General features: G+C 75.0%; 24 protein-coding genes. 12 read left to right on the forward strand and 12 right to left on the reverse strand.

Features of this window, described 5'->3' with window-relative positions:
• Nucleotides 1-146 precede the first annotated feature (146 nt).
• From ACIBPB_RS25690 to ACIBPB_RS25705, 4 genes are read right to left on the reverse strand one after another with little or no spacing between them, the layout of a single operon-like run.
• On the reverse strand, nucleotides 147-1,382 hold the full coding sequence (locus ACIBPB_RS25690) for an MFS transporter (RefSeq protein WP_396842024.1): 1,236 nt from the start codon (nucleotides 1,380-1,382) through the stop codon (nucleotides 147-149).
• Between the two features lie 39 nt (nucleotides 1,383-1,421).
• A complete protein-coding gene (locus ACIBPB_RS25695; RefSeq protein WP_396842025.1) occupies nucleotides 1,422-2,003 on the reverse strand; it encodes an isochorismatase family protein in 582 nt (193 codons plus the stop codon).
• A gap of 14 nt (nucleotides 2,004-2,017) precedes the next feature.
• Nucleotides 2,018-3,304, reverse strand: coding sequence for a nicotinate phosphoribosyltransferase (locus ACIBPB_RS25700; protein WP_396842026.1), 1,287 nt, complete (start codon nucleotides 3,302-3,304; stop codon nucleotides 2,018-2,020).
• Nucleotides 3,305-3,321: 17 nt separating this feature from the next.
• Complete coding sequence (locus tag ACIBPB_RS25705; RefSeq protein WP_396842027.1) at nucleotides 3,322-5,991, reverse strand: LuxR C-terminal-related transcriptional regulator; 2,670 nt, start codon at nucleotides 5,989-5,991, stop codon at nucleotides 3,322-3,324.
• Nucleotides 5,992-6,192: 201 nt separating this feature from the next.
• Between ACIBPB_RS25705 and ACIBPB_RS25710 the strand changes: the two genes are divergently transcribed.
• The 10 genes from ACIBPB_RS25710 (at nucleotide 6,193) to rdgB (ending at nucleotide 13,866) form a co-directional block, all read left to right on the forward strand.
• Complete coding sequence (locus ACIBPB_RS25710) at nucleotides 6,193-7,767, forward strand: hypothetical protein (protein WP_396842028.1); 1,575 nt, start codon at nucleotides 6,193-6,195, stop codon at nucleotides 7,765-7,767.
• A 115-nt stretch (nucleotides 7,768-7,882) separates the two neighbouring features.
• The gene (gene clpS, locus ACIBPB_RS25715; RefSeq protein WP_046569865.1) at nucleotides 7,883-8,173 is read left to right on the forward strand and encodes an ATP-dependent Clp protease adapter ClpS; all 291 of its coding nucleotides are present in this window, start codon (nucleotides 7,883-7,885) and stop codon (nucleotides 8,171-8,173) included.
• A 61-nt stretch (nucleotides 8,174-8,234) separates the two neighbouring features.
• A complete protein-coding gene (locus ACIBPB_RS25720; RefSeq protein ID WP_396842169.1) occupies nucleotides 8,235-8,732 on the forward strand; it encodes a DUF2017 domain-containing protein in 498 nt (165 codons plus the stop codon).
• 56 nt (nucleotides 8,733-8,788) lie between these two features.
• On the forward strand, nucleotides 8,789-9,277 hold the full coding sequence (locus tag ACIBPB_RS25725; RefSeq protein WP_396842029.1) for a Mov34/MPN/PAD-1 family protein: 489 nt from the start codon (nucleotides 8,789-8,791) through the stop codon (nucleotides 9,275-9,277).
• A gap of 69 nt (nucleotides 9,278-9,346) precedes the next feature.
• Nucleotides 9,347-9,679: a MoaD family protein gene (locus tag ACIBPB_RS25730; protein ID WP_396842030.1), complete on the forward strand. Its 333-nt coding sequence runs from the start codon at nucleotides 9,347-9,349 to the stop codon at nucleotides 9,677-9,679.
• 10 nt (nucleotides 9,680-9,689) lie between these two features.
• The gene (locus ACIBPB_RS25735) at nucleotides 9,690-10,655 is read left to right on the forward strand and encodes a PLP-dependent cysteine synthase family protein (protein ID WP_046569874.1); all 966 of its coding nucleotides are present in this window, start codon (nucleotides 9,690-9,692) and stop codon (nucleotides 10,653-10,655) included.
• A gap of 225 nt (nucleotides 10,656-10,880) precedes the next feature.
• Complete coding sequence (locus ACIBPB_RS25740; RefSeq protein WP_396842031.1) at nucleotides 10,881-11,627, forward strand: MBL fold metallo-hydrolase; 747 nt, start codon at nucleotides 10,881-10,883, stop codon at nucleotides 11,625-11,627.
• A gap of 75 nt (nucleotides 11,628-11,702) precedes the next feature.
• The gene (locus ACIBPB_RS25745) at nucleotides 11,703-12,470 is read left to right on the forward strand and encodes a hypothetical protein (protein WP_396842032.1); all 768 of its coding nucleotides are present in this window, start codon (nucleotides 11,703-11,705) and stop codon (nucleotides 12,468-12,470) included.
• 53 nt (nucleotides 12,471-12,523) lie between these two features.
• The gene (gene rph / locus ACIBPB_RS25750) at nucleotides 12,524-13,249 is read left to right on the forward strand and encodes a ribonuclease PH (RefSeq protein ID WP_357317230.1); all 726 of its coding nucleotides are present in this window, start codon (nucleotides 12,524-12,526) and stop codon (nucleotides 13,247-13,249) included.
• Nucleotides 13,249-13,866 carry an RdgB/HAM1 family non-canonical purine NTP pyrophosphatase gene (gene rdgB / locus ACIBPB_RS25755; RefSeq protein WP_357317233.1) on the forward strand — a complete coding sequence of 206 codons (618 nt, stop codon included), beginning with the start codon at nucleotides 13,249-13,251 and terminating at the stop codon, nucleotides 13,864-13,866. The genes rph and rdgB overlap by 1 nt, the downstream gene beginning before the upstream one ends.
• Before the next feature lie 50 nt (nucleotides 13,867-13,916).
• Here the strand turns inward: rdgB and ACIBPB_RS25760 are convergent, their stop codons facing one another.
• Nucleotides 13,917-14,633: an SDR family oxidoreductase gene (locus ACIBPB_RS25760; protein ID WP_396842033.1), complete on the reverse strand. Its 717-nt coding sequence runs from the start codon at nucleotides 14,631-14,633 to the stop codon at nucleotides 13,917-13,919.
• 102 nt (nucleotides 14,634-14,735) lie between these two features.
• Between ACIBPB_RS25760 and ACIBPB_RS25765 the strand changes: the two genes are divergently transcribed.
• Nucleotides 14,736-15,572 carry a helix-turn-helix domain-containing protein gene (locus tag ACIBPB_RS25765; protein ID WP_396842034.1) on the forward strand — a complete coding sequence of 279 codons (837 nt, stop codon included), beginning with the start codon at nucleotides 14,736-14,738 and terminating at the stop codon, nucleotides 15,570-15,572.
• A gap of 38 nt (nucleotides 15,573-15,610) precedes the next feature.
• On the opposite strand, the gene ACIBPB_RS25770 is transcribed toward ACIBPB_RS25765, so the two are convergent.
• The 7 genes from ACIBPB_RS25770 to ACIBPB_RS25800 all read right to left on the reverse strand — a co-directional run bounded on the left by ACIBPB_RS25770 (nucleotide 15,611) and on the right by ACIBPB_RS25800 (nucleotide 24,798).
• Nucleotides 15,611-16,852 (reverse strand): DUF6891 domain-containing protein, encoded by a 1,242-nt coding sequence (locus tag ACIBPB_RS25770; RefSeq protein ID WP_396842035.1) that lies wholly within the window; start codon nucleotides 16,850-16,852, stop codon nucleotides 15,611-15,613.
• Nucleotides 16,853-16,892: 40 nt separating this feature from the next.
• Nucleotides 16,893-18,431, reverse strand: coding sequence for a histidine ammonia-lyase (gene hutH / locus ACIBPB_RS25775; RefSeq protein WP_396842036.1), 1,539 nt, complete (start codon nucleotides 18,429-18,431; stop codon nucleotides 16,893-16,895).
• Nucleotides 18,419-19,612 carry an imidazolonepropionase gene (gene hutI, locus ACIBPB_RS25780; protein ID WP_396842170.1) on the reverse strand — a complete coding sequence of 398 codons (1,194 nt, stop codon included), beginning with the start codon at nucleotides 19,610-19,612 and terminating at the stop codon, nucleotides 18,419-18,421. The genes hutH and hutI overlap by 13 nt, the downstream gene beginning before the upstream one ends.
• 65 nt (nucleotides 19,613-19,677) lie before the next feature.
• Entirely contained in the window at nucleotides 19,678-21,042 is a 1,365-nt protein-coding gene (locus ACIBPB_RS25785; protein ID WP_396842171.1) for a formimidoylglutamate deiminase, read from the reverse strand.
• Complete coding sequence (locus tag ACIBPB_RS25790) at nucleotides 21,039-22,238, reverse strand: allantoate amidohydrolase (RefSeq protein WP_396842037.1); 1,200 nt, start codon at nucleotides 22,236-22,238, stop codon at nucleotides 21,039-21,041. The genes ACIBPB_RS25785 and ACIBPB_RS25790 overlap by 4 nt, the downstream gene beginning before the upstream one ends.
• A 43-nt stretch (nucleotides 22,239-22,281) precedes the next feature.
• Nucleotides 22,282-23,937: a urocanate hydratase gene (gene hutU, locus ACIBPB_RS25795; protein WP_396842038.1), complete on the reverse strand. Its 1,656-nt coding sequence runs from the start codon at nucleotides 23,935-23,937 to the stop codon at nucleotides 22,282-22,284.
• Nucleotides 23,938-23,949: 12 nt separating this feature from the next.
• The gene (locus ACIBPB_RS25800) at nucleotides 23,950-24,798 is read right to left on the reverse strand and encodes a MurR/RpiR family transcriptional regulator (RefSeq protein ID WP_396842039.1); all 849 of its coding nucleotides are present in this window, start codon (nucleotides 24,796-24,798) and stop codon (nucleotides 23,950-23,952) included.
• Nucleotides 24,799-25,020: 222 nt separating this feature from the next.
• Here ACIBPB_RS25800 and ACIBPB_RS25805 point away from each other — a divergent pair, with 222 nt between their 5' ends.
• Entirely contained in the window at nucleotides 25,021-26,337 is a 1,317-nt protein-coding gene (locus ACIBPB_RS25805; RefSeq protein WP_396842040.1) for a hypothetical protein, read from the forward strand.
• The last annotated feature ends 3 nt before the right edge of the window (nucleotides 26,338-26,340 follow it).

Genomic DNA, 26,340 nt, shown 5'->3' on the forward strand with positions numbered 1-26,340 from the left:
GAAGCGCTCCCATTCTGTCGAGAAGCCGTTCGCCGGGTTGTCCCCCTTCCCGGCACCGTGTCGAAGCTGTTACGGCGACCGGCCGGACCGGCCGATCGGGCCGCCGGCCGGCGGTCAGACGCCGGCCCGCACCGGCTGGCGAGCGGTCAGACCCCGACCCGCACCGGCTCCGCGGCGGGCGGGGCGGCCGGCTCGCGGCGGTGGCCCAGCGCGACCGGCAGCACCACGAGCGCGACCAGCAGGCCGATCGCGCCGGTGACCACGAAGCCCCACATCGGCGCCGATGCGTCGATCACCGCGCCGGCCAGCGGCGCGCCCAGGGCGATGCCGACGGTGACGGCCGAGCCGTGCAGGCCCATCGCCTCACCGCGTACGGCGGCGGGGGCGAGCCGGCTCACCGCGTCGGCGGTCGAGGCGATGGTGGGCGCGCAGAGCGCGCCGGCCGGCACCAGCGCGAGGCAGAGCAGCCACCAGTGCGCCCCGCCCAGCCCGACCGGGATGGTGGCGAGGCTGAGCGCCGCCATCAGGACCAGCGGGGACGGGGAGCGGGTGAGTGCTCCGTACGCGAAGCCGCCCACCAGCGAGGCCACCGCCCAGCCGGCCAGCACCACGCCGGTCCAGCTCACCTCGCCGCCGGCCCGCAGCACCGCCACCACGGCCACGTCCGTGCCGCCGAGCACCAGCGTGGTGGCCAGGCTGACCGCGAGCACGGCGAGCAGCCGGGGGGTGACCCACTCCCGGCGGGGCACCCGGCGGTGCGGGCCGGCCGGCTCGTCGGCGCTGCGGGTGGGCGGGTCGAGCAGCCAGAAGCCGATCCCCGAGGCGACGATCCCGGCGCCCACCGCCCACATGGTGACGCGCGGCGACACGGCCGCCGCGAGGGCCACCGCCAGCGCCGGGCCGACCATGAACGACAGCTCGACCGACATCGAGTCCAGCGCGTACGCGGGGCGGCGCCGCTCGGCCGGCACCAGCGCGGCGACCGACTGGCGGACCACCGAGAAGACCGGCAGCGCGACCAGCCCGGCCACGAACGCGGCCGGCAGCAGCACCGGGTACGGCAACGTCGGCGCGGACGTCCAGAAGACGCCCTCGGCGACGGTGGTCAGCACCAGCACCGGGCGCAACCCGCGCCGGTCGACCAGCCGCCCGAGCAGCGGGGCCCCGATCGCGTTGCCGACCGTGGACGCCGCGCCGACCAGGCCGGCCGCGCCGTAGCCGCGGCCGAGGTCGAGCAGGACGTGGAAGGTGAGCGTCACCCCGGTCGCGGTGAGCGGGATGCGCGCCAGCACCGAGATCAGCAGCAGCGAGCGGAGACCGGGCAGGGCGAGTGCCTCCCGGTAAGGCTTCAGGTTCACGACGGTCCGTACCTCCCGCGACATCCTCGACGGGAGGTACGACAGCGGCAACCGATTAGCCGGTCAAGGGGTCCTGATCACAGGCTCGCCGACCATGGTGACCCCGGCGCCGTCCAGCGCCCGCAGCGCCACGTCCAGCGTCTGCGGGGCCACGGCGGCGGTCAGGTCCAGCAGGACCGTGGTGTCGAACCCCTCCCGGGCGGCGTCCAGCGCGGTGGCCCGCACGCAGTGGTCGGTGGCGATGCCCACCACGTCGACCCGGTCGACGTCGTGCCGGCGTAGCCAGTCGGCCAGGCACTCGCCGTCGGAGGCGTGCCCCTCGAAACCGGAGTACGCGGCCGCGTGCTCGCCCTTGTGGAAGATCGCCTCGACCCGGTCGGTCACCAGGTCGGGGTGGAACTCGGACCCGGCGGTGCCCACCACGCAGTGCCGCGGCCAGGACTGGACGTAGTCCGGCGGATCGCCGAAGTGCGCGCCCGGGTCGATGTGGTAGTCCTTCGTCGCCACCACGTGCTCCCACCGGCCCGGCTCGTCGGCCAGCAGCCGGGAGATGCCGGCCGCCACGCCGGCCCCGCCGGCCACGGCGAGCGAGCCGCCCTCGCAGAAGTCGTTCTGCACGTCCACGATGATCAGGGCCTTGCCCATGGAACGGTCCCTCCTCAGCTCGCGGGTACCACGGTCACCGGGACGGCGGGGTCGCCGCCGGAGAGCTTCAACCCCTCCCAGGGGATGGAGATCAGGCACTGCCGCAGGTGTTCCCGCGACTCGTCGAGGGTGGGCAGCGGCACCGGCTCGCCGTCCGCCACGAAGGAGCGCTGGAGCAGCCGGTCGTTCGGCTGCCGGTCCGGCACGCCCTGGGGCACGATGATCTCCTCGGTGGCGGTGCCGGTCGGCTTGTGCCGGCGCACGGCCACCTTGCGGCCGCCGATGGTCGCCTTGTGCTCGGAGCGCTTGACCACCGGCCGGCCGTCCACCTCGACGAGCTTGTAGACCAGGCCGGCGGTGGGCGCGCCGGAGCCGGTCACCACGGCGGTCCCGGCGCCGTACATGTCGACCGGCTCGGCGGCCAGCGAGGCGATGGCGTACTCGTCGAGGTCACCCGAGACGATGATCTTCGTCTCGGTGGCGCCGAGCGAGTCGAGCAGCTCCCGGGACTGCTGGGCGATCACCGCGAGGTCGCCGGAGTCGATCCGGACGGCCCGCAGCTCCGGCCCGGCGACCGCGATCGCGTTCCGGATGCCCTGGCTGATGTCGTACGTGTCGACCAGCAGGGTGGTGTCCTTGCCCAGGGTGGCGACCTGCGAGGCGAAGGCGGCCTGCTCGTCGTCGTGCAGCAGGGTGAACGCGTGCGCCGCGGTGCCCGCGGTGGGGATGCCGTACCGCAGGCCGGCGGCGAGGTTGGAGGTGAACCGGAAGCCGGCCAGGTACGCCGCCCGCGCCGCGGCCACCGCCGACTCCTCGTGCGCCCGGCGGGAGCCCATCTCGATCAGCGCCCGCCCCCGGGCCGCGGTCACCATCCGGGCCGCCGCCGCGGCGACCGCGCAGTCGTGGTTGAGCACCGACAGCGCCAGCGTCTCCAGCACCACGCACTCGGCGAAGCCGCCGGAGACGGTGAGGATCGGCGAACCGGGGAAGAAGAGCTCGCCCTCGGCGTACCCGTCGATGTCGCCGGTGAAGCGGTAGCCGGCCAGCCACTCGGCGGCCCGGTCGTCCACCACGCCGGTACGGCGCAGGAAGTCGATCTCCTCGGGCTGGAACCGGAAGTCGCGGATGAGCTCGATCAGCCGGCCGGTGCCGGCCACCACGCCGTAGCGGCGGCCGGCGGGCAGTCGCCGGCTGAACACCTCGAAGACGCAACGGCGGTCGGCCGTGCCGTCGCGCAGGGCGGCGCTGACCATGGTCAGCTCGTAGTGGTCGGTCAGCAGCGCGGGGCGAAGGGTGCTCACGGCCTCCAGCCTAGAGTTCAGGCCGGATCCGTGCCGTCGTGCCCCGGCATCGACCGCAACGCGGCCCGCAGTTCGGCCCGGCCGGCCACGCCGAGCTTGCTGTAGACCCGCTGGAGGTGGTTCTCCACGGTGCGGCTGGACAGGTAGAGCTGCTCGGCGATGAGCCGGCTGGTGACGCCCTCGGCGGCGAGCCGGGCGATCTCCCACTCCCGGTCGCTGAGCGTCGGGCGGAGCTGGCGCAGCGCCGGGGTGGCGAGCCGGTCGCCGCGGCGCAGCAGGGCGGCGAGGCGTTCCCGGGCCGGGCCGGTGCCGTCGCGCCCGGCGCGCTGCACGGCCAGCGCGGTGGCCTCGGCGGCGTACACCACCAGGTCCCGGGCGGCGAAATCGTCGGCGACGGCGAGCAGGTCGGTGGGGCTGGCGTCGGCGGCCGCGCGGGCGTAGCGGGCGATCAGCGGCGGCAGCATCCCGTCGACCCGCTCGGAGAGTTCCGTCAGCCGCTGCGCCACGGTACGCCGGCCGCCGTCGGTGCAGGTCGGCCCGACCGGCGCGGCGGCCTGGTCAAGGCGGACCAGGTCGAGCAGGACCAGCAGCTCGTGGCCGGCGAAGCCGTCCGCGCGGAGCCGGTCGGCCAGCGCGCAGAGGTGCTTGACGGCGGCGGGCAGGTCGTCGGCGGCCGCGTACACCGCGCCCCGGGCCTGCTCCAGCCAGGGGTAGAGCACCGCCATGCCGGGCGCGTGGGTGCGGTCCGCCTCCGCCATCGCCTCGGCGGCGTGCGCGGCGTCGCCGCGCAGCGCGGCGGCCTGGGCCCGCTCGGCGTGCGCCAGGCCGGCGTACACCTGGCTGGTGGCCAGCACCGCGCAGGCGCCGAGGCTGGTCTTGAGCGCCTCGTCGCTGCGCCCCCGCAGCCGGGCCACGTACGCCTGGAGGATCGCCAGGTAGCCGGTGCCGAGCCGGAAGTCGCCGGCGCCGGCCAGGTCGGCGAACTCGTCGGCGACGATCGCGTCGATGCCGGTCAGGTCGCCGGAGAGCGCCAGCCGGGTGCCCCGGGCCAGCTCCATGGCGAGCTGGAGATAGGGCATGTCGTTCCGCCAGCGGGCCGCCTCGGCCTGCACCCGGGCGATGGCGGTGGCGCTGCGCCGGTACTGCCCCTGGGCGGCCTGCAGGTGCGCGATGGTGCAGCGGGCCAGCTCCCGCGCGGCCACCGGCGCGGCCGGCCGGTCCAGCACGGCCTGGGCCAGCCGCAGCGCGGCGCCGGTGTCCAGCCGGTGCAGCCGCATGATCGCCTCGAAGGCGCGGACCCGGGCCTGATCGGCGGGGTCGGCCAGCGCGGCGCCCTCGACGGCGATCTCCTCCACCGTGGACTCGCGGCTCAGCCCCCAGTAGCTCACCATGCCCCGCACGGTCAGCCAGCGGCCCCGCCGCCGGTCGTCGTGGATCTCCCCGGCGACCGAGTCGAGTACCTCGATCGCCTCGCTCGGCCGGTCGGCGAACATGAGGATGGTGGCGAGCAGTTCGGCGGCGTAGAAGCCGCCGTCGGCCTCCAGCGCGGCCCGGGCCAGCCGGGTCGCCAGCGGCACGTCGTACCGGCCGAAGGCCTGGGCGCCGGCGTCGAGCAGCAGCGCCGGGTCCTGCGCCGTACCGGAGTCGAGCCGCCACACGGCGACCCGCAGCAGGTCGTCCCGGCGGCGCTTGCCCACCTGCTCGAGCAGGTCGGCCAGGGTCGCCTGGAGCCGGCGGGTCCGGCTGACCGGGCAGTGCCGCCGGATCACCTCGCCGTAGAGCGGGTGGGCGAGCCGTACGTCCAGCCGCCGGTCGTCGTGGACCATGCTGATCAGGCCGCGCTCCTCGGCCGTCTCCACGTCGTCCGGTTCGGCGGCCCGCTGCAGCAGTTGCAGGCCGAGCGGCTCGCCGAAGGCGACCAGCTCGACCACCGACCGCACGCCCGGGGTGAGCTGGCCGATCCGGGTGTCGATCAGGTCGGTCAGGCTGGGCGCCAGCTCCAGCCGGCCGGTCCACTTCCAGATCCCGTACGTGCGGCTCAGCTCGCCGCTGCTCGAGACCGCCAGCACTAGCTCGCGCAGCAGCAGCGCGTTGCCGGCGGAGAGCCGGAAGAGCCGGTCGGCGGTGCCCGCGTCGACCGGCCCGTCGAGGATGGCGGCGAGCAGCCCGGTCGTCTCGGTCGGGCCGAGCGGGCCCAACTCGACCAGGTCGACCAGGTCGTCGGTCCACAGGGCCCGGATCGGCAGCGGGATCTGCTCGCCGTTGCGCAGGGTGCCGATGACGGTGGTGTTCTCGGCGCGGGCGATGAGGTGGACCAGCGCCGCCGAGGGCGGGTCGAGCAGGTGGGCGTCGTCGATGGCGAGCACGATCGGCCGGCCGGCGGCCTGTTCCTGGAGCAGGTCCACCGCCCAGCGCAGGATGCCGGCGGGGGAGAGCCCCTGCGGCTGCTCGGCGGGGAGGACCTGGACGAGGCCGCCGAAGGGCAGCGCCGCCGTGGTGGCGCTGGCCGAGACCGACCAGATGGCGTACCGGTCGGGGGAGAGCGCGGCCACCCCCTCCCGGAGCAGCCGGCTCTTGCCGACCCCGGCGCTGCCGCTGAAGAGCAGGCCGCGCCCGTCCGGGCCGCCGATCGCCGACAGCAGGCGGTGCAGTTCATCCGTGCGGCCGACGAAGTCCCAGCGACTCATCGCTGCAGCATATCGACGCTGTTCCGTACGCGGTTGCATCGTCACGCACCGAAGTTGAGTAATCGCTCGATTACCGGTGAGTATTGTGCCTGTTCCGTGTCGGACACCCGACAGCCGTACTCTTCCGACATCCGGTGTGTCACCACCGGATCCCCCCATGCGGCCGGTCCACACCCGGTCGCCGGACCGGGAGGCCACCTGATGAAGCCGGGTCCTCTGTCGCCGGTCGACGTGCCCGACCCGGGCCGGGCCGGCGAGTCGCCGCGCTGCGTGCCGCTGCCCACCCGGCTCGGCGCCGGCGAGCCCAGCCCCGAGGAGCCGCTCGCGGTCGTCGTCGCGGGACCGGCCGGCGCCGGGCGGCGCGAACTGCTCGCCGGCCTGCTCGCCGTGGACCCGGGCATGCTGGTCGCGCCCGCGGGCAGCTACCTGCTGGTCAACCACGCGCGGGCGGCGACCCGGGCCGCTTACGTGCCCGGCTACCGGCAACCCCACTCGTACGGTGTCGACCCGCTCGGGGCCGGGCCGGCGCTGGCCCGGCCGCCCCGCCGGGTGGAGCTGAGCCTGCCCAACCCGCTGCTGCGCCACTTCTCGGTGCTCGACACGCCGGACACCGGCGCGCTCGGCGTCGCCGGCGGTCGGGTGCTGCTGGAGACGGTGGGCCGGGCCGGCGCGCTGCTCTTCGTCATCTCCGCCGACCAGGCGTTCACGGCCGCCGAGCTGAACCTGCTCAGCGAGGTCGCCCGGGCCCGGGTGGAGGTGCACTTCACGGTCACCCCCGGCGCGGCCGGCTGGACGGCCCCGGCGGACGGCCCGGCGGTGACGGACGACTCGGGGGCGTCCGAGTCGTCGGCCGTCCGCCGGGGCGGCACCGCTCCCCGTCCCGCCGGGCGGCCGGTCGACCCGGCGGAGGTCTGCCTCGCCGCGCACCGGGCCGCCCTGCTCTCCGCGGTGCCCGACCTGGCCACCGCCCGCTGGCACGCCGTGCGTCCGACCGACCACGCGCCGCTGCGTCGGGCGCTGGTCGGCTGGGCCGCGGACGAGGGTCTGCGGCGGGCCAGCGTCCGCCCGCCGGAACCGCCCGGCGCGCACGGCAAGGTGCCGGTCGTGCCCGGCCTGGACGCCGGTGACCTCGTGGAACGGCTGGACCGGCGGACCCGGGCCTGCGCCCAGCGGATCCGCCAGCACCTCGCGCTGGAGCTGGCCAACATCCACCTGCGGGTGGTGCAGGAGATCGTGTTCGGGGTCGGCTGCGCCGGCCTGCCGCAGCTGCTCGACCGGGAGATGGAGGCGTTGTCGCTGCTGGCCACCGCCCAGTGTGACGAGGCGGCCCGGAGCGTCGTCGACGAGACGGCCGCCCGGGCCTTCGGGGCGCCGCTGGCCGAGGGGGTACGCCGGCGGATCACCCACGCCGTGCGGTGGGGCCTCGCCGACTACCCGGCCGGCCGGGAGTTGGACAAGGTGCTCCTGGTCACCAGCACGGCCGGGGTGGCCGGGCTGGCCGGTGGCGGCGCGTTCGAGGCGCTCGCCGGCTTCCCCGGCGCGGACCGCGACGAGGTGCTGCCCCCGGTCGGGGTGGCCCTCTCCGGTGGCTGCTGGCAGCACTGGCGGCTGCCCGGCAACGACGATCCGAACGGCGCGCGGTCCTGGGCGCAGCGGGCCCTGCGCGAGGTGGAGCTGGAACTGTCCCGCGAGGTGTCCCGCCGCTTCGAGGTGATCCGTCTGTCGCTGGGCGCGGTGCTCGCCGATGCTGTCGACCACGGCATCCTGCTCGCCTGACCGGGCGGCCGCCGCCCGGCCGGCCGGGTCGCGGTGCGCGGCCCGGGAGGGTGATCCCGGCGGGCGCGGCGTTCCGGTTCCTCGGTTCCCGGGATCCGGTGGCACGATGGGGGGCATGGCGGCTCCACAGGTTGCACCGGTCGAGACGCCGGACACCGACCAGGTGCCGGCTTCCGACCGGCCGTGGGTGACCATCGTCTGGGACGATCCGGTCAACCTCATGACGTACGTGACCTGGGTGTTCCAGAAACTCTTCGGATACAGCCGGGAGAAGGCCGAGCAGCTCATGCTGGACGTGCACCACAAGGGCAAGGCGGTGGTCTCCAGCGGGGCCCGCGAGCGGATGGAGCACGACGCCTCGCAGCTGCACGCGTACGGGCTCTGGGCGACCGTGGAGCGGTCGTGAGGGCGAGGAGGGGGCCGGTGTCAGGAGCCCCGCGGGTGCGGACAAGGACGGCGCTGTGAGCATGTTCCGTCGCTACGGCGACCGTTACGTCGCCACCTTCGCGGTCGACGAGGTGCGGGTGCTGCGCAAGGTGGCCTCCGAGGTGGTCGGCCTGCTGACCGACGGCTTCGACCACACCGACCCGGTGGTCGGCCGGCTCTTCCCCGAGGTCTACCCGGACGACGCGGCGAGCACCGCGGAGTTCCGCCGGTACACCGAGGGCGACCTGAAGACCGCGAAGATCGACCAGGCCGGCGCGATCCTCGCCGCGCTGCCCGACGGGGAGGCCGGCGGCGAGGTACGCCTCGACGCGGAGGCGGCCGAGGCGTGGCTGCGCGCGCTCAACGACGCCCGGCTGGCGATGGGCGTACGCCTGGAGATCAAGGACGGCACCGACCTGGGTGAGGAGCTCGACGACGCGGTCGCCGAGGACCCCAGCTCGTCGCGGGTGTTCCAACTGTCGGTCTACGCGTATCTCGGCTATCTGCAGGAATCCCTGCTCAACGCCCTGATCGACTGAGTGGTGACGGTTGCCACCCTCGCCGCCCGGGAGGGCCAGGCGCTAGGCTGGGCGGCGTGCTGAGCATCGACCGGTCGATCATCGACGCGATCGTGGCCCACGCGCGTCGGGACCACCCGGACGAGGCGTGCGGCGTGGTCGCCGGTCCCGCCGGCAGCGACACCCCGACCCGGCACATCCCGATGGAGAACGCCGCCCGCTCGATGACCTTCTACGAGTTCGACTCGATGGAGCAGCTGCGGGTGTGGCGGGAGATGGACGACCGCGACGAGGAACCGGTCGTCATCTACCACTCCCACACCGCCACGGAGGCGTACCCGTCCCGCACGGACATCTCCTTCGCCGGTGAGCCGGGGGCCCACTACCTGCTCGTCTCGACCCGCGAGTCCGACACCGAGGAGATCCGCTCCTTCCGGATCGTCGACGGTGTGGTCACCGAGGAGCCGGTCCGGATCGTGGCTGCCGCCGTGGACCCGCACGCCGTCCAGTCCTACATGTTCGGGCAGAGCCCGGCGACGGTCGACTACGAGTGTTCCGGCCGCTGATCTTCTCAGCGCCCGGCACCGCACTCTCACCCGTCACCTGGCACACCCGGACAAGGAGCACGAGACATCATGGCCATCGAGGTTCGCATCCCCACCATCCTGCGCAGCTACACCGGCGGCGCGAAGGTCGTCGAGGGCAGCGGTGACACGCTGAACGACCTGCTCACCGATCTGGACTCCCGGCACGGCGGCCTCAAGGCCCGGCTGGTCACCGACGCCGGCGTGCTGCACCGGTTCGTCAACGTCTACGTCAACGACGAGGACGTCCGTTTCCTCGGCGCGCTCGACGCCAAGCTCAACGACGGCGACAGCGTGACCATCCTGCCGGCCGTGGCCGGCGGCGCCTTCGGCTTCGCGGCGGCCGCCGCCCTCGCCGGGCACCGCGTGCCCGTCGCCCGCTGAGGGCGGCGTCATGACGCGGTACGACAGCCTGCTCGACGCGTGCGGCGGCACGCCCCTGGTGGGGCTGCCGCGGCTGTCGCCGGCGGTGCCCGAGGGGGCGCCGCCGGTGCGGCTCTGGGCGAAGCTGGAGGACCGGAACCCGACCGGCAGCATCAAGGACCGGGCGGCGCTGTTCATGGTCCGCGCGGCCGAGGAGGCCGGCCGGCTCCGCCCCGGTGCCACCATCCTGGAGCCGACCAGCGGCAACACCGGCATCTCGCTGGCCATGGTGGCCAAGCTGCGCGGCTACCGGCTGGTCTGCGTGATGCCGGAGAACGTCTCGACCGAGCGGGTCCAGCTGCTCCGGATGTACGGCGCGGAGATCATCTTCTCGCCGGCCGCCGGCGGCTCGAACCAGGCCGTCGCCACCGCGAAGCAGATCGCCGCCGAGCACCCGGACTGGGTGATGCTCTACCAGTACGGCAACGAGGCGAACGCCCGCGCCCACTACGAGACCACCGGGCCGGAGCTGCTGCACGACCTGCCCACGATCACCCACTTCGTGGCCGGGCTGGGCACCACCGGCACGCTCATGGGCACCGGGCGCTACCTGCGGGAGAAGGTCGAGGACATCCAGATCGTCGCGGCCGAGCCGCGCTACGGCGAGCTGGTCTACGGCCTGCGCAACATCGACGAGGGGTACGTCCCCGAGCTCTACGACGCCGGGGTGCTCTCCCGACGCTTCTCGGTGGGCACCCGGGACGCGGTGCTGCGCACCCGGCAGCTCGTCGAGGTGGAGGGGATCTTCGCCGGCTTCTCCACGGGCGCGATCCTGCACGCCGCCCTGGCGGTGGCGCACGAGGCGATCCGGGACGGCCGCCGCGCCGACGTCGCGTTCGTGATCGCCGACGGCGGCTGGAAATACCTCTCCACCGGGGCGTACGGCGGCACCCTCGCCGATGCCGAGGATGCCCTGGAGGGCCAGCTCTGGGCCTGACCGGCCCGGTCGACGGGCCGGTCGGCGGTACCCGCCGACCGGCCCGTCCGCCGGCTTCGGGACCGGACGTGTGTGGGTGTCACGTTGATGACAACTTCCGGTAGATGATTCTTGCCCGACCGGGCCGACGCGTAGGCTGCGCAGCGTGACGAACGCGTCGGTAGAGATCATCGGCGGAGTCATTGCCGGCGTGTCGACTACCAAGCGTGACATCGGGGCAACCCGATGCGACTGACCGTCCTGGGCTGCGCGGGCAGCTTCCCCGGCCCTGAGTCACCCTGCTCCGCCTACCTGGTCGAGGCCGAGGGCTTCAAGCTCCTGGTCGACTTCGGCTCCGGGGCGCTCTCCACCCTCCAGCGCTACGCCGGCCTGCACGCGCCCGACGCGATCCTCCTCACCCACCTGCACTGCGACCACATGCTCGACGCGGTGACCTACGTGGTGGTCCGCCGGTACGGCCCGGACGGCCCGTACCCGCCCATGCCGGTGTACGCCCCGGCCGGCGCCCCCGACCGGATCAACGCCGCCTACGGCCAGCCGGACGGCACCCTCGAGGACGTCTACCAGTTCTACGCCCTCGAACCGGGCACCTTCCCGATCGGCCCGTTCAGCGTCACGGTCGACCGGATGAACCATCCGGTGGAGACGTACGGCGTGCGGCTGGAGCACGGCGGCAAGGTGCTCTGCTACTCGTCGGACACCGCGCCCAGCGACGCGCTGCTGCGCCTGGCCCAGGGCGCCGACCTGTTCCTCTGCGAGGCCAGCTACCTCGACGGGGTGGAGAACCCGCCGGACCTGCACCTCACCGGCCGGGAGGCGGGCGAGTACGCCACCAAGGCGGGGGTGGGCCGGCTGCTGCTCACCCACCTGGTGCCGGCCTGGGGCAGTGAGTCGCACACGGTGGAGGCGGCGGCCGGGGCGTACGCCGGCCCGCTGGACGTGGTCCGCCCGGGCGCCTGCTACGACGTCTGACCGGCGCGCCGGGGCGGTGCCCCGGCCGTCCGGCGGGGCAGCCGCCACCACGCCACCCGCCCTAAGATCACGCGGGTGACCGACCCCTCCTCCGGCCCACCCGGCCCGAACCCGCCGTCCGGCTGGCCGCCCGCCCCGCAGCCGCCCGCGCCGGGCTGGCCGTCGCCGGCCGGCGCGCCGTACCCGGGGCCGGTCGGCGGCCCGCCACAGCCGTCGTATCCGGGATCGGTCGGCGGCCCGCCACAGCCGTCGTATCCGGGATCGGTCGGCGGCCCGCCACAGCCGTCGTATCCGGGGCCGGGCGGCGGTCCGGCGCACCCGCCGTATCCGGGGCCCTTCCCGGCCGGCCCGCCCCCGGCGCCGCGCAAGCGCTCCGGCGCCGGCCGGGTGGTGGCGGTCCTGCTCGCCGTCGGCGTGCTGCTCGGGCTCTGCTGCTGCGGCGCGTTCACCTACAACGGCTGGTACCAGCCCCGCCAGCTACAGGAACAGCGCAAGGAGATGGTCGAGGACGCCGGCGTACCGGCCGGCTTCACGTCCGCCGGCGTCTCGGCGGACGACAACCGGGCCGGCGCCAGCTACCAGCTCGACTGCCCGCGGGGCACCTGCCCGGTCGACGTGGCGCAGAGCCTCCAGGCGTGGCTGGTCAACGCCGGCCTGCCGATCACCGTGGACCGGATGCGCACCTGCCTGGCCGACCCCGACCTCCCGACCTGCCAGGTCTTCAGCTGGAAGCGGGACGGTTTCTCGATCACCGCGACCGTGGTCGGCGCCCTGCCGCGCGGCGGGAGGAGCAGCGTCGACGGTTCGGTCACCGTGACGCTGAGCGTCGGCTGGCACGACTGAACCGGGTGGGCACCCGGGGGCGGTTCGCTCCGGGCACCACATAGGGTGCAGGCATGGTGCGACCTGACGGGCGGCGGCCCGACCAACTCCGACCGGTGACGCTGACCCGGGGCTGGAGCACCCACCCGGAGGGCTCGGTCCTCGTCGAGTTCGGTGCGACCCGGGTGCTCTGCACGGCGAGCGTCACCGAAGGGGTGCCCCGCTGGCGCAAGGGCTCCGGCCTCGGCTGGGTGACCGCCGAGTACGCGATGCTGCCCCGGGCCACCAACACCCGCTCGGACCGGGAGAGCGTCAAGGGCCGGGTCGGCGGGCGGACCCACGAGATCTCCCGGCTGATCGGCCGCAGCCTGCGGGCCTGCGTCGACCTGAAGGCGCTCGGCGAGAACTCGGTGGTGCTCGACTGCGACGTGCTCCAGGCCGACGGCGGCACCCGGACCGCCGCGATCACCGGCGCGTACGTGGCGCTGCACGACGCGGTGACCTGGCTGGCCGAGCGGAAATCGCTGGCCGGCAAGGTGGAGAAGGTGATGCACCGCTCGGTGGCCGCGGTGAGCGTCGGCATCATTGCCGGTGAGCCACGGCTGGACCTCTGCTACGAGGAGGACGTGGCGGCCGAGGTCGACATGAACGTGGTCTGCACCGGCACCGGCGACTTCGTCGAGGTGCAGGGGACCGGCGAGGCCGGGATCTTCGCCCGCGACCAGCTCGACGCCCTGCTCGACCTGGGCGTGGCGGGCTGCCTGGAACTGGCCGACGCGCAGCGGAAGGCGCTCACCTGATGAACAAGGTCCTGCTCGCCACCCGGAACCGCAAGAAGCTCGTCGAGTTGCAGCGGATCCTCGACGGCGCGCTCGGCGCGCACCGGATCGCCCTGGTCGGCCTCGACGACGTCGAGGAGTACCCGGAGCTGCCGGAGACCGGGCTGACGTTCGGCGAGAACGCGCTGATCAAGGCGCGGGAGGGCTGCCGGCGTACCGGCCTGCCCACCATCGCCGACGACTCGGGGTTGTCGGTGGACGCGCTCAACGGCATGCCCGGCGTGTTCAGCGCCCGCTGGTCCGGCCGGCACGGCGACGACCGGGCCAACCTCCAGCTGGTGCTGGACCAGGTCGCCGACGTGCCGGACGAGCACCGGGGCGCCGCGTTCGTCTGCACCGTCGCGCTGGTGCTGCCCGGCGGCAAGGAGCACCTGGTCGACGGCCGCCAGCCCGGCCGGCTGCTGCGCGCCCCGCGCGGCGACGGCGGCTTCGGCTACGACCCGATCTTCCTGGGCGACGGGCAGGAGCGGACCAACGCCGAGCTGACGCCCGCGGAGAAGGACGCGATCAGCCACCGCGGCAAGGCGCTGCGCGAGCTGGCCAAGCTGGTCGCCAAGGTGCTCCCGCCGGCCGCCTGACCGGGCCGTCCTCGCCGTCCGCTCGACGCGGACGGCGAGGAGACCGCCCGTCAGACCAGCCGGTGCCCCCCGTCGACGTGCAGCACCGTTCCCGTGATGAAGCTGTTCTCCAGCACCGCCACGAAGGCTCGGGCGATGTCGGCCGGATCACCCACCCGGCCGCCCGGCAGCCGCTGCGCCATGGCCGCCAACCGCGCCTGCCTGGCGTCGCCGGCGAGGGTCTCCCAGATCGGGGTGTCCACCCAGCCCGGTGAGACCGCGTTGACCCGGACCGGGGCGAGTTCCAGCGCCAATGCCCGCACCAGTGACTCCAGCGCCCCGTTCGCCGTCGCCATCATCGAGCCGCCCGGGGCGGGCCGGTAGGCGGCGATCCCCGAGGTGAAGGTGAGCGAGCCGGTCGCGGCCACCCTGATGTGCTTGGCGACCAGCCACGGGCCGAGCACCTTGGTGCCCAGGACCGATCGCGCCGCGTCGAGGTCGAACTCCGCCAGCGGCGCGTACGCTCCGGCCGCGTCGGCGGCGGTGACCACCACGTGGTCGAGTTGTCCACACTCGCCGGCCAGCCGTCGTACCTGCTCCTCGTCGGCGACGTCGACCGGGTGGGTGCGCAGCCGGTCCGGGGCGTCCAGGTGCCGGGCCGCGGCGGCCAGCCGGTCGGCGGAGCGGCCGGCGATGGTCACCTCCGCGTCGCCTCGCAGCAGCAGTTCCGCCAGCGCCAGCCCCATGCCCGAGCCGCCGCCGACGATGAGGATCCGAGATCGTGTCATGCCGCCCAGGTTGCCGGCCGGTCGGCCCGGGCGGGAGACCGCGCTGGGACAGGCCCTGACAGGGCCATCCCGGCCCCGGTACGGGGCTGCGAGACTTGGCGGATGGTCGACCGTGGCGCCCTGGGCGAGTTCCTGCGCAACCGGCGGGGCCGGATCGCCCCGGCCGACGTGGGGCTGCCGCCGGGCACCGGGCGTCGGCAGACGCCGGGCCTGCGCCGGGAGGAGTTGGCGACCCTGGCCGGGGTGAGCGTCGACTACTACATCCGGCTGGAACGCGGCCGGGACACCAACCCGGGACCCGCGGTCCTCGACGCGCTCGCCTCGGCGCTACGCCTCACCGACGACGAGCGCGCCCACCTGCACGCGCTGGCCGGCAACGCGGCCGGTCGGCCGGCGCGCCGGCCCCGCCCGGCCACCGGCGTACGGCCGGGACTGCGGCTGCTGCTGGCGAGCGTCCGACCCACCCCGGCGTACGTGCTGAGCCCCACCAGCGACGTCCTCGCCGCAAATCCGGAGGGCTACCGGCTGCTGGCCGGGATCGAGCAGTGGCCGGGGGAGCGGCGCAACCTCGTCCGGTACGTCTTCGGCCATCCCGCCGCCCGCACGCTCTTCACCCCGTGGCGGCGGATGGCCGAGGACTGCGTGGCGCATCTGCGTACCGTCGCCGCCGTCGACCCCGACTCACCCGAGCTGGCCCGACTGGTCGCCGAGCTGTCCGGGGCCGCCGAGGAGTTCGCGGCGCTCTGGCGGCACTACGACGTACGGGTGAAGAGCGGTTCGCGCCGCACCTTCCAGCACCCCGGGGTGGGGCGGCTGGACCTGACCTCCGAGATCCTCACCGCCCCCGACGGGCAGCGGTTCGTCGCCTTCCAGGCTGACCCCGGCACCCCGGACGCGGACGCTGTCGCGTTGCTGAGCCATGCTCCCGCCTATCGCTGAGCCGGGCCTCCGGGCGTGGAAGCGGCGCGAGACGCCTGTCAGAGATGCAGTGTGGTCAGGTCGCCCAGCTCCCGCACGACCACCCGGTCCGCCACGGCGAGCGCGCTGAGCACGGCTTCCACCTCGGCCAGGGTGGCGTAGCGCCCGACCACGACGCCGGCCTCGGTGTCCAGCTCCTCCACCCAGAGCCCGGCGGGCTGCCAGGTCGTCTGCACGCAGCCGCCGGAGCGGCCGACACAGGTGAGGAAGTCGTAACTGAGCGGGCGCATGGTCCGGACCAGGGCGAGCACCTCCGGGAGGTCCAGCGGCACCGCCCGATCCGACCAGCCGGCCTGGTCGCCGGTCACCTCGACGAAGCCGGTCGGGTCGGGGACCGGCGTGCCGGCCGGGGGCAGGCCGCGCAACCGCCGGATCAGCGCCAGGCCGTCATGCCGGCCCACGGTCAGCGCCGCCACGCCGGGGTCGGCGTACGTCCCGATGAGGCGGTCACCGGCGCGCCGGACCTGCACCGACCGGCCCTCCCATTCGAGGCGGACTCCGACGGCGGCCGGCAGCCACGGCAGGTGCAGCGTGGTGAACCGGCCGGCGAGGGTGAGCCCTTCGGCCGGGGCGTGCACGCCGGTCCACTCGCCGAGCAGCTCCACGTCGACCTCGACGTCGTCGTCCACTGCGACCGGTACGGCGGCGAGGCGACCCGTTCGACGACGCCGCCAGTCCAGCGGTACGTGGATCCGCCGGCCGGCCTCGCCGTCCCAGTTGACGGTCAGCCCTTCGGCCCGCAGTGCCGCCGTGACCTCCGCCCCGATCTCCGCCGCCGACGTGCCCTCGAACACCCCGTACGCGATCCACACTCCGGAGCCCTCGGTGCCGCGTTCGGCGTCCTGCCGGTGGTAGAAGGCGTACCCGCGCGGCTGCACGCTCCGGGGCGCCTCGGCGCCGATCTCACTGACGCCGCAGTTCTGGCAGCAGGTGAAGTTCTCCCGGGCCATCACGCCGGCCGCGGTGAGCGCCCGGAACGCGGCGGTGAGCCGGTCGCTGTCGGTCACCTCCGGCCAGTTTTCCTGATCGGCCAGGTGCGCGGTCAGTTCCTCGGCCACCCCCGCCCAGGCCAGCGCCGCGACCCGCTCCTCCTCGGCCTCGCCGTCGAGGTACTCCACCGTCTCGGCGACGATGGCGGCCGCGGGCAGCTCGGCCAGCGCCACCTGCCGGCGGACGAAGGTCCGAATCTGGTCGGGCAGGTCGTCCCCGTCCGGCGCGGTCACGGCGTCGTCATCGGTCACGGCGGCGAACGCTAGCAGCCCCGGCCGACAGCGCCGCCGCTCAGGCCAGCGCTCCGACCTCCTGTTCGATCGCGGCCCGCAGCTCCGGGCCGCGTACCACGTCGCGGGCCGCCTCCATGAGTGGCGCGAGGAACACGTCCGGCCCGGGCTCGCCGATGGTGTCGCCGAGCGCCGCGACGGCGGCCCGGCCGGCCGGCGACGGCGTGAGCGGGGCCCGCAACTGCAGCCCGCGTACGGCGGCCAGCAGCTCCACGGCGAGCAGGCTGGTCAGGTTGTCCAGCACCGTGCGCAGCTTCTTGGCCGCCGCCCAGCCCATCGAGACGTGGTCCTCCTGCATGCCGCTGGTGGGCAGCGAGTCGATCGAGGCGGGGGCGGCCAGCCGCCGGTTCTCCGCGACGATGCCCGCCGCCGTGTACTGGGCGATCATCAGCCCGGAGTTGACCCCGGCGTCGGGGGAGAGGAACGCCGGCAGCTCGCGGGAACGGGTGACGTCGAGCAGCCGGTCCACCCGCCGCTCGGCGATGGCGCCCACCTCGGCGGCGGCGATGGCCAGGTAGTCGGCGGCGAAGCCGAGCGGCGCGCCGTGGAAGTTGCCGGTCGACTCGACCCGCCCGTCCGGCAGCACCACCGGGTTGTCCACCACGGACAGCAGTTCCCGGCCGGCGACCACCTCGACGAAGTCGAGGGTGTCCCGGGCCGCCCCGGCCACCTGCGGCGCGCAGCGCATCGAGTACGCGTCCTGCACGGCGTGGGCCAGGTCGTCGCGGTGCGAGTCCATCACGGCCGAGTTCTGCAGCAGCCGGTGGATGTTGGCGGCCGACGCCGCCTGGCCGGGGTGCGGCCGGATGGCGTGCAGTTCGGGCAGGAACGGCCGCTCCGAACCGAGCATCGCCTCGATGGCCAGCGCGGCGGTCACGTCGGCCATGGCGAACAGGTGCCGGGCGTCGTGGACGGCCAGCAGCAGCATGCCGAGCATGCCGTCGGTGCCGTTGATCAGCGCCAGCCCCTCCTTGGCGGCCAGCTCGATCGGCGCCAGCCCGACCCGGCTCAGCGCGTCGCCGGCCGGGATCCGGTCGCCGGCCGGGCCGAGCACCCAGCCCTCGCCGAGCAGCACCAGCGCGCAGTGCGCCAGCGGGGCCAGGTCACCGGAGGCGCCCAGCGAGCCGTGCTCCGGCACCCACGGGGTGACCTCGTGGTTGAGCAGGTCCACCAGGGCCTCGGCGACCAGCGGCCGGACCCCGGAGCGGCCGAGGGCCAGCGAGCGGACCCGCAGCAGCATCATCGCCCGGACCACCTCGCGGGGCATCGGCGCGCCGACGCCGGCGGCGTGCGACCGGATCAGCGCGTGCTGGAGTTCGGCCCGCCGCTCCGGCGCCACGAAGGTGTTGGCGAGCGCCCCGAACCCGGTGGAGACGCCGTACACCGGCCGGCCGGCGGCCTCGATGCCGTCCACGATGGACCGGCTGGTCGCCATTGCCTCGACGGTGGCGGGGTCGAGGACGACCTTGGCGGTGCCCCGGGCCACGGCGAGCACGTCGGCGGGGGAGACCCCGGTGGGCTGGATGATCACTGTGGACATTGCGGCACTCCGTTGTGCAGGACCTGGCGGATCAGCGGCACCCCCGGCCGGTAGGCCAGGTGCAGGTGGGACGGGGCGTCGAGGATGATCAGGTCGGCCCGCGCGCCCCGCGCGAGCCGCCCCACGTCGGTGCGGCGCAACGCCGCCGCCCCGCCGGCGGTCGCCGCCCACACCGCCTCCGCCGGGGTCATCCGCATCTCGCGTACGGCGAGGGCGATGCAGAACGGCATCGACGAGGTGTACGACGAACCCGGGTTGCAGTCGGTGGCCAGCGCCACCGTCGCGCCCGCGTCGAGCAGCCGGCGGGCGTCCGGGTACGGCGACCGGGTGGAGAACTCCGCCCCGGGCAGGAGGGTGGCGACGGTGGTCGGCTCGAAGCCGGAGACCCACGTCGTGCCGGTTGACGCCAGCACGTCGATGTCGGCGTCGGACAGGTGGGTGCAGTGGTCGACGCTGGCCGCGCCCAGCTCCACCCCGAGCTGCACGCCCGGGCCGGGGCCGAGCTGGTTGGCGTGCACCCGGACGCCCAGGCCGACGGCCTGCCCGCAGGCGAGGATCGCCCGGGCGTGGTCGGCGTCGAACGCGCCCCGCTCGCAGAACACGTCGATCCACCGGGCGTACGGCGCGGCGGCGGCCAGCATCGGCCCGCACACCAGGCCCACGTAGTCGTCGGGGCGGTCGGCGTACTCGGGTGGGACCACGTGCGCGCCGAGGAACGTGGTGTGCTCGGTGAACTCGGCGGCGATCCGCAGCGAGCGGGCCTCGTCGGCGACGGTGAGCCCGTACCCGCTCTTGATCTCGATGGTGGTGGTGCCCTGCCGCATCGCCTCGCCGCGCAGCCGGGCCACGGTGGCCCGCAGCTCGCCGTCGGAGGCCGCGCGGGTGGCGCCCACGGTGGTCCGGATGCCGCCGCCGGTGTACGGCTCGCCGGCCATCCGGGCGGCGAACTCGGCGGCCCGGTCCCCGGCGAAGACCAGGTGGGCGTGGCTGTCCACGAAGCCGGGCAGCACGGCCGCGCCGCCGGCGTCGATGCGCCGGTCGGCGGCCGGCGCGTCCCGGGCCGACCCGATCCAGGCCACCTGCCCGTCCTCGATCAGCAGGGCGGCGTCGCGCCGGACGCCCAGCGGGTCGCCCTCCCCGCCGTCGTTGGTGACCAGCTCGCCGATGCCGTCGACGAGCAGGCTGCCGGAGGCGCGCGGGGACCGGCCATCGGGGCCTGCCGGCCGGCGCGGGAAACCGTCGACGTTCACGAGTCCTCCTTCGCCGTCACCGCCGCGATCGAGTCCCGCAGCTCGGTGGGGACGTCCACGGTCAGGTGCCGGCCGTCGGCCACCACCGCGCGGCCGTCGACCACCACGCTCGTGACGTCCGCGGCGGTGGCCGCGAAGAACGCGCCGACCGGCGGAACCCCCGCGGTGCGGGCGCTGTCCAGCCGTACCGTGACCAGGTCGGCCCGCTGCCCCACCGCGAGCTGGCCGGCGTCGCCCCAGCCCAGCGCGGCGTGCCCGCCGACGGTGGCGGCGGTGACCAGCGCGGCCGGCGGGAAGTGCCCCCGCTTGCGGGTGCGCAGCCGCTCGTCCAGCTCGACCGCGCGGGCCTCCTCGAACAGGTCCACCACGGCGTGGCTGTCGGTGCCCAGGCTCAGCGGGCTGCCCGCGTCGGCCATCCGGCGGGCCGGGCCGATCCCGTCGGCCAGGTCCCGCTCGGTGGTGGGGCAGAGGCAGACCCGGGTACGGCTGTCCCCGAGCAGCGCCACGTCGGCGCCCGTCGGATGGGTGGCGTGCACGGCGGTGGTGTGCGGGCCGAGCACGCCGTGCTCGGCCAGCAGCCGGGCCGGCGTGCAGCCGTGCACCGCCCGGCAGGCGTCGTTCTCGGCCGGCTGCTCGGAGAGGTGCACGTGCAGCGGCAGCCCGTTGCGGTCGGCCCAGCCGGCCACGGTGGCGAGCTGCTCGGCCGGCACCGCGCGGACCGAGTGGATGGCCGCGCCGAGCCGGACGTGCTCGTCGGCGGGGCGGAACGCGTCCACCCGCGCCGCCCAGCGCAGCGCGTCGCCGTCACCGAACCGGCGCTGCGGCCCGGCCAGCGGCGTGCCGTCCACGCCCCCGGCCAGGTACGCGGTGTCCAGCAGCGTGAGCCGGACCCCGGCGTGCGCGGCGGCCTCGACGAGCGCGGCCGACATGGCGTTCGGGTCGGCGTACGGGGTGCCGCCCGGACCGTGGTGCAGGTAGTGGAACTCGCCCACGCAGGTGATCCCGGCCAGCGCCATCTCCGCGTACGCGGCCCGGGCCAGCGCCAGGTAGGAGTCCGGGTCGAGCCGGGTCGCGACGGCGTACATCAGGCTGCGCCAGGACCAGAAGTCGCCGCGCCCGTCGTGGGTGCGCCCGCGCAGCGCCCGGTGGAACGCGTGCGAGTGGGCGTTGGCCAGGCCGGGCAGGGTCAGGCCGGGCAGCCGGACCGCGTCGCCGAGCACCTCCACCCCGACGGTCGGCGGGCCGCCGCGGCCCAGCGGCGTGACAGCGGTGAACCGCCCGTCGACGGCCTCGATCAGCACGTCGCGGGTCGGCTCGGCGCGGTCGGGCAGCCAGGCGTACTCGGCCAGCCAGCGGGTCAGCGGCATGCCAGCTCCTCCAGCACGCGGGCCAGGGCGGTCACCCCGGCCGCGCAGTCGGCGTCGGTGGCGGACTCGGCGGGGGAGTGCGACACCCCCGTCGGGTTCCGCACGAACAGCATGGCGGTCGGCAGGTGCGCCGCGAGCACCCCGGCGTCGTGTCCCGCGCCGGTCGGCAGCACCGGGGCGGCCAGCAGCCCGGCCAGCCGGTCGGCCAGCCCGCCGTCGAAGGCCACCAGCGGGGTGGCCGACTCCTGGGTGCAGGTCAGCTCGGTGCCGTCCCGCTTCGCCCGCTCGGCGGCCTTGGCCCGGACCGCCTCGACCAGGCCGTGCAGCGTGCCCGGCTCGGCCGCCCGGGCGTCCAGCCAGCCGGTCACCCGGGCCGGGATGGCGTTGGTGGCGTTCGGCTCCACGGCCACCCGGCCCACCGTGGCGTGCGCGTCGCGCAGCCGGGCCTCCTTGTTCGCCGCGAGCACGGTGAACGCGTAGGTGAGCATCGGGTCGCGGCGGTCGGCCATCCGGGTGGTACCCGCGTGGTTGCCCTCGCCGTGGAAGTCGAACCGCCACCGGCCGTGCGGCCAGATGGCGCTCGCCACCGCCACCGGCGCGTCCCGGTCGACCAGCGCCCGGCCCTGCTCGACGTGCAACTCCACGAAGGCCGCGAAGCGGCCGAGCAGGCCCGGGTCGGCGCCCGCCGGCCGGTCGCCCAGCGCCTCGGCGAAGCTCACCCCGGCCGCGTCGCGCAGCCCGGCCGCGCGGTCGGCCGCGATCTCCCCGGTGAGCAGTCGCGACCCCAGGCACGGTACGCCGAACCGGGCCCCCTCCTCCTCCACGAACGCGGCCACCGTCACCGGCCGGACCGGGGTGACCCCGGCGGACCGCAGCTCGTCCACGGCGAGGAACGCGCTGACGATGCCGAGCGGCCCGTCGTAGGCCCCGCCGTGCGGCACCGAGTCGAAGTGGCTGCCGGTGAGCACCGCGTCCCCGGCGGCCGGGTCACCCCACCAGGCGAAGAGGTTGCCGTTGCCGTCGGCGGTCACCGGCATGCCGCGCCGCCCGGCCTGCTGCCGGAACCAGTCGCGCAGCGCCAGCTCCGGCCCGGTCAGGGCGTAGCGCAGGTAGCCGCCGCTGCCCGCGTCCCGGCCGACCGGCGCGATCTCGTCCCACAGCTTCCGGAACCGCGCGGCCAGCTCGGTCACGCCGTGCCCCCGCTGGTGGTGACCGCGGGGCCGGGTCGCGCGGTCACGCCGGGCCCTCGGCCATCGGCACCCGGACGCCGGTCCGCCGCGCCACCTCGCGGGCGTCGTCGTAGCCGGCGTCGACGTGCCGGATGACGCCCATCGCCGGGTCGTTGGTGAGCACCCGCTCGATCTTCTGCCCGGCCAGCGCGGTGCCGTCGGCGACGCAGACCTGCCCGGCGTGGATGGACCGGCCGATGCCGACCCCGCCACCGTGGTGGATGGACACCCAGGAAGCCCCGCTGGCCGTGTTGACCAGGGCGTTGAGCAGCGGCCAGTCGGCGATCGCGTCCGAGCCGTCGGCCATCGCCTCGGTCTCCCGGTACGGGCTGGCCACGCTGCCGCAGTCCAGGTGGTCCCGGCCGATCACCACCGGGGCGCTCAGCTCGCCGGCGGCCACCATCTCGTTGAACCGCACTCCGGCCTTGTCCCGCTCGCCGTAGCCCAGCCAGCAGATCCGTGCCGGCAGGCCCTGGAAGGCGACCCGCTCGCCGGCCAGCCGGATCCACCGGGCCAGCGACTCGTTCTCCGGGAACAGGTCGAGGATGGCCCGGTCGGTGGCCGCGATGTCCTTCGGGTCGCCGGAGAGCGCCGCCCACCGGAACGGGCCCTTGCCCTCGCTGAACAGCGGCCGGATGTACGCCGGCACGAAGCCGGGGAAGTCGAAGGCCCGCTCGTACCCGCCGAGCTTCGCCTCGCCGCGGATCGAGTTGCCGTAGTCGAACACCTCCGCGCCGGCGTCCAGGAAGCCGACCATCGCCGCCACGTGCCGGGCCATCGACGCCCGGGCCCGGTCGGTGAACTCGGCCGGCTTCGCCGCCGCGAAGTCCCGGGCGTCGGCCAGCTCCACCCCCACCGGCAGGTACGACAGCGGGTCGTGCGCGCTGGTCTGGTCGGTGACGATGTCGATCTCGACGCCCTGGACCAGCAGCTCGGGGAAGACGACGGCCGCGTTGCCCACCACGCCGACGCTCAGCGCCCGGCGCTCCCGCTTGGCGGCGAGCACCCGCTGGACCGCGTCGTCCAGGTCGTCGGCGATCTCGTCCAGGTAGCGGTCGTGCAGCCGGCGGGCCAGCCGGGACCGGTCCACGTCGACGATCAGGCAGGCGCCGCCGTTCATGGTCACCGCGAGAGGCTGCGCCCCGCCCATCCCGCCGCAGCCGGCGGTCAGCGTCAGCGTCCCGGCCAGGGTGCCGCCGAAGCGCTTCGCGGCCACCGCCGCGAACGTCTCGTAGGTGCCCTGCAGGATGCCCTGGGTGCCGATGTAGATCCACGAGCCGGCGGTCATCTGCCCGTACATGGTCAGGCCGAGCTGCTCCAGGCGGCGGAACTCCGGCCAGGTCGCCCAGTCACCGACCAGGTTGGAGTTGGCCAGCAGCACCCGCGGCGCCCACTCGTGGGTACGCAGGACGCCGACCGGGCGGCCGGACTGCACCAGCATGGTCTCGTCGTCGCGCAGCCCGGTCAGCGTCCGCACCAGCGCGTGGTACGACGGCCAGTCCCGGGCGGCCTTCCCGGTGCCGCCGTAGACCACCAGGTCCTCGGGGCGCTCGGCCACCTCCGGGTCGAGGTTGTTCATCAGCATCCGCAGCGCGGCCTCCTGCGGCCACCCCTGGGCGGTGCGTGTGGTGCCGCGGGCGGCGCGGACGGGCTGGTGCATGTCGTACTCCTCTCAGCCGAGGAACAACTGGCGGCGGGCGGCGGACGACTCGAACGCCTCGAGCCGGGCCTGGGTCTCGGCCGGGGTGGCGTCACAGATCGCCTGCAGCACCACCATGGCCAGGGTCATCGGAGCGGTGTGCAGGTCGAAGACCAGATCGGTGCCGACGGCGGCGGGGAGCACCAGCTCGGCGTGGTCGGTGGCGGGACTCACCGGGGAGTCGGTGATCGCCACCACGGTCAGCCCGGCGTCGCGGGCCTCGCGCAGCGCGTCCAGGGTCTCCCGGGGATAGCGGGGCAGCACGAAGGCGAGCAGCGCGGTGGCCCCGGCGGCGGCGGCCTGGTCGAGCCGGTCGGCGAGCAGACTGCCGCCGTCGTCGAGCACCCGCACGTCCGGGTGCACCTTCGCGGCGAAGTACGCGAAGTAGGCGGCCAGCGGCGCGGCGGCGCGCAGACCGAGCACCGGCAGCGGCCGGCTGGCCGCGAGCAGCTTGCCCACCTCGGCGATCCGGCCGGCGTCGGCCAGCTCGCCGGCCAGCCGGTCCAGGTTGCCCATCTCGGTCCGGACCGCGCGCTGGAACGCGTTGCCGGCGTCGGCCGGGGCGGCGCCGTCGGCGGCGGTCAGCCCACGCAGCCGGCGGCGCAGCGCCGGGTAGCCGTCGTGGCCCAGCGCCATCGCGAACCGGGTCACCGAGGGCTGGCTCACGCCGGCCAGCTCGGCGACCTCCGCCGCCGACAGGTACGCCGCCGCGCCGGCGTGCTGGACCAGGCAGTGCGCGATCCGGCGCTGGGTGGGGGTGAGCCGGACGCCGTGGAAGAGGTCGAGCAGGCGGTCGGTGGGGGCCGCACCGCTTTCATTCATGTCCCGACTCTATGCATGAAAACTTTCACCGCGCAACCTCCGTCCGGCGCGGGCCGGGTCCGGTCCGATCGGGGGCCCGCCGAAAGCGATCCCGACCGCGATCGATCGGGCAACCCGTCCGCCGAGGGGCGGTACGCGCGTTTTGCGGCGGCGACCGGAGAAGTCTGCCGCAAGCACCGGCTCTGTACTATCCGCACGGCGGATGAGCAGAGGAGTTGTCGCATGCAGCCGGTCGGTCCGTACAGGTTCACCGAGGCGCTCGGCGTCTGCCCGGTGGGCACCGCGTGGTGGGCGATCGACGGACAGGACCGGCTGGTGACGGTGGCGGTGCTCGAAGGCGCCGCGGCGACCGACCAGCCGTGGCGGGAGGCGTTCGCCAACGCCGCCAACGCCATGGCGCTGACCAGCGGTGGCCAGCGCTACGTCAACGCCGACTTCGCCGCCCCGAAGCCCTGGGTGGCGTACCCGTCCGAGGAGGGGATGGGGGCGCAGCGGCTGTTCCAGACCCTCGGCATGGAGTTGCTCCCGGCGGAGTCCGCGACCGAGGTGCTGGTCCCGGAGAGCGGCACCGTCACCGAACCCCCGCAGCCGGTCTCCGGGGTGCCGACCTCCGGCGGGCCCAGCCCCACCTCGGGTGCGCCGCTGCCGTGGGCGATGCACGCGGCGCCGCCCCAGCAGGCGCAGCAGGTCTCGCCCGCGCCGCAGCAGATGTCGCCCGCGCCGGCGCCGGAGCACCAGCCGATCGGCGTGCCGCAGCAGGGTCCCGCCCCGCTGCGGCCCGAGCACCCGCTGCCGGTTAGCGCGCCGCCGCAGGAGCCGTTCACCGCGCCCGCCCGCCGGATCACCCCCTCCGCGCCGCCCCGGCGCCGGACCGGGCTCTGGATCGGCGTCGCCGCCCTCGTCCTGGTCGTGCTCGCCGGCGCCGGCGGGCTGGCCGTCTGGGCCGGCTCCGGCGACGAGAAGCCGGACCCGGTGGCCAGCGGCAGCACCAGCGCGCCGCCGCTGCTGCCGACCACGCCGCCGGAGTCGCCCGGCGTGGAGCCGCCGAAGCCCGGCGCGTGGCCGACCCAGTGGCCGAAGTTCAAGGAACGGGACACGGTACGGACGTTGAACCTCGACGGCCTGGGCTTCCCGGTGAAGGTGCCCACCAACTGGCAGTGCACGCTCGCCGGCCGCGCCGAGGGATTCGTCAAGTACCAGTGCGGCACCCCGGCGACCGGCGCCCAGGCGCTCGGCGGTGAGGTGATCGTGCGGGACTGCCCGCAGCCGTGCACCGGGCAGTGGCAGACCGCCATGCGTGGTGTCGAGGAGGCCTGGGGCGCGCAGTGGATCCGCAGCGGCGAGTACGCCAGCTACGCCGAGAAGATCCTCGACGTCGACGGCGGGCAGCGGCACGGCCTGGTCGTCGTCGCCTACTTCCGCAGCGGTGAGGACGGCGCGATCGACCGCCAGTTGGTGATCCGGATGACCGCACCGGTGCCGGAGGCCTACCAGTTGCGTCGCTTCGCCAGCTACATCCGCGACGTGGTCGTCTTCTGAGGA

It is taken from the genome of Micromonospora sp. NPDC049836 (assembly GCF_044465125.1).
GTDB lineage: Bacteria > Actinomycetota > Actinomycetes > Mycobacteriales > Micromonosporaceae > Micromonospora.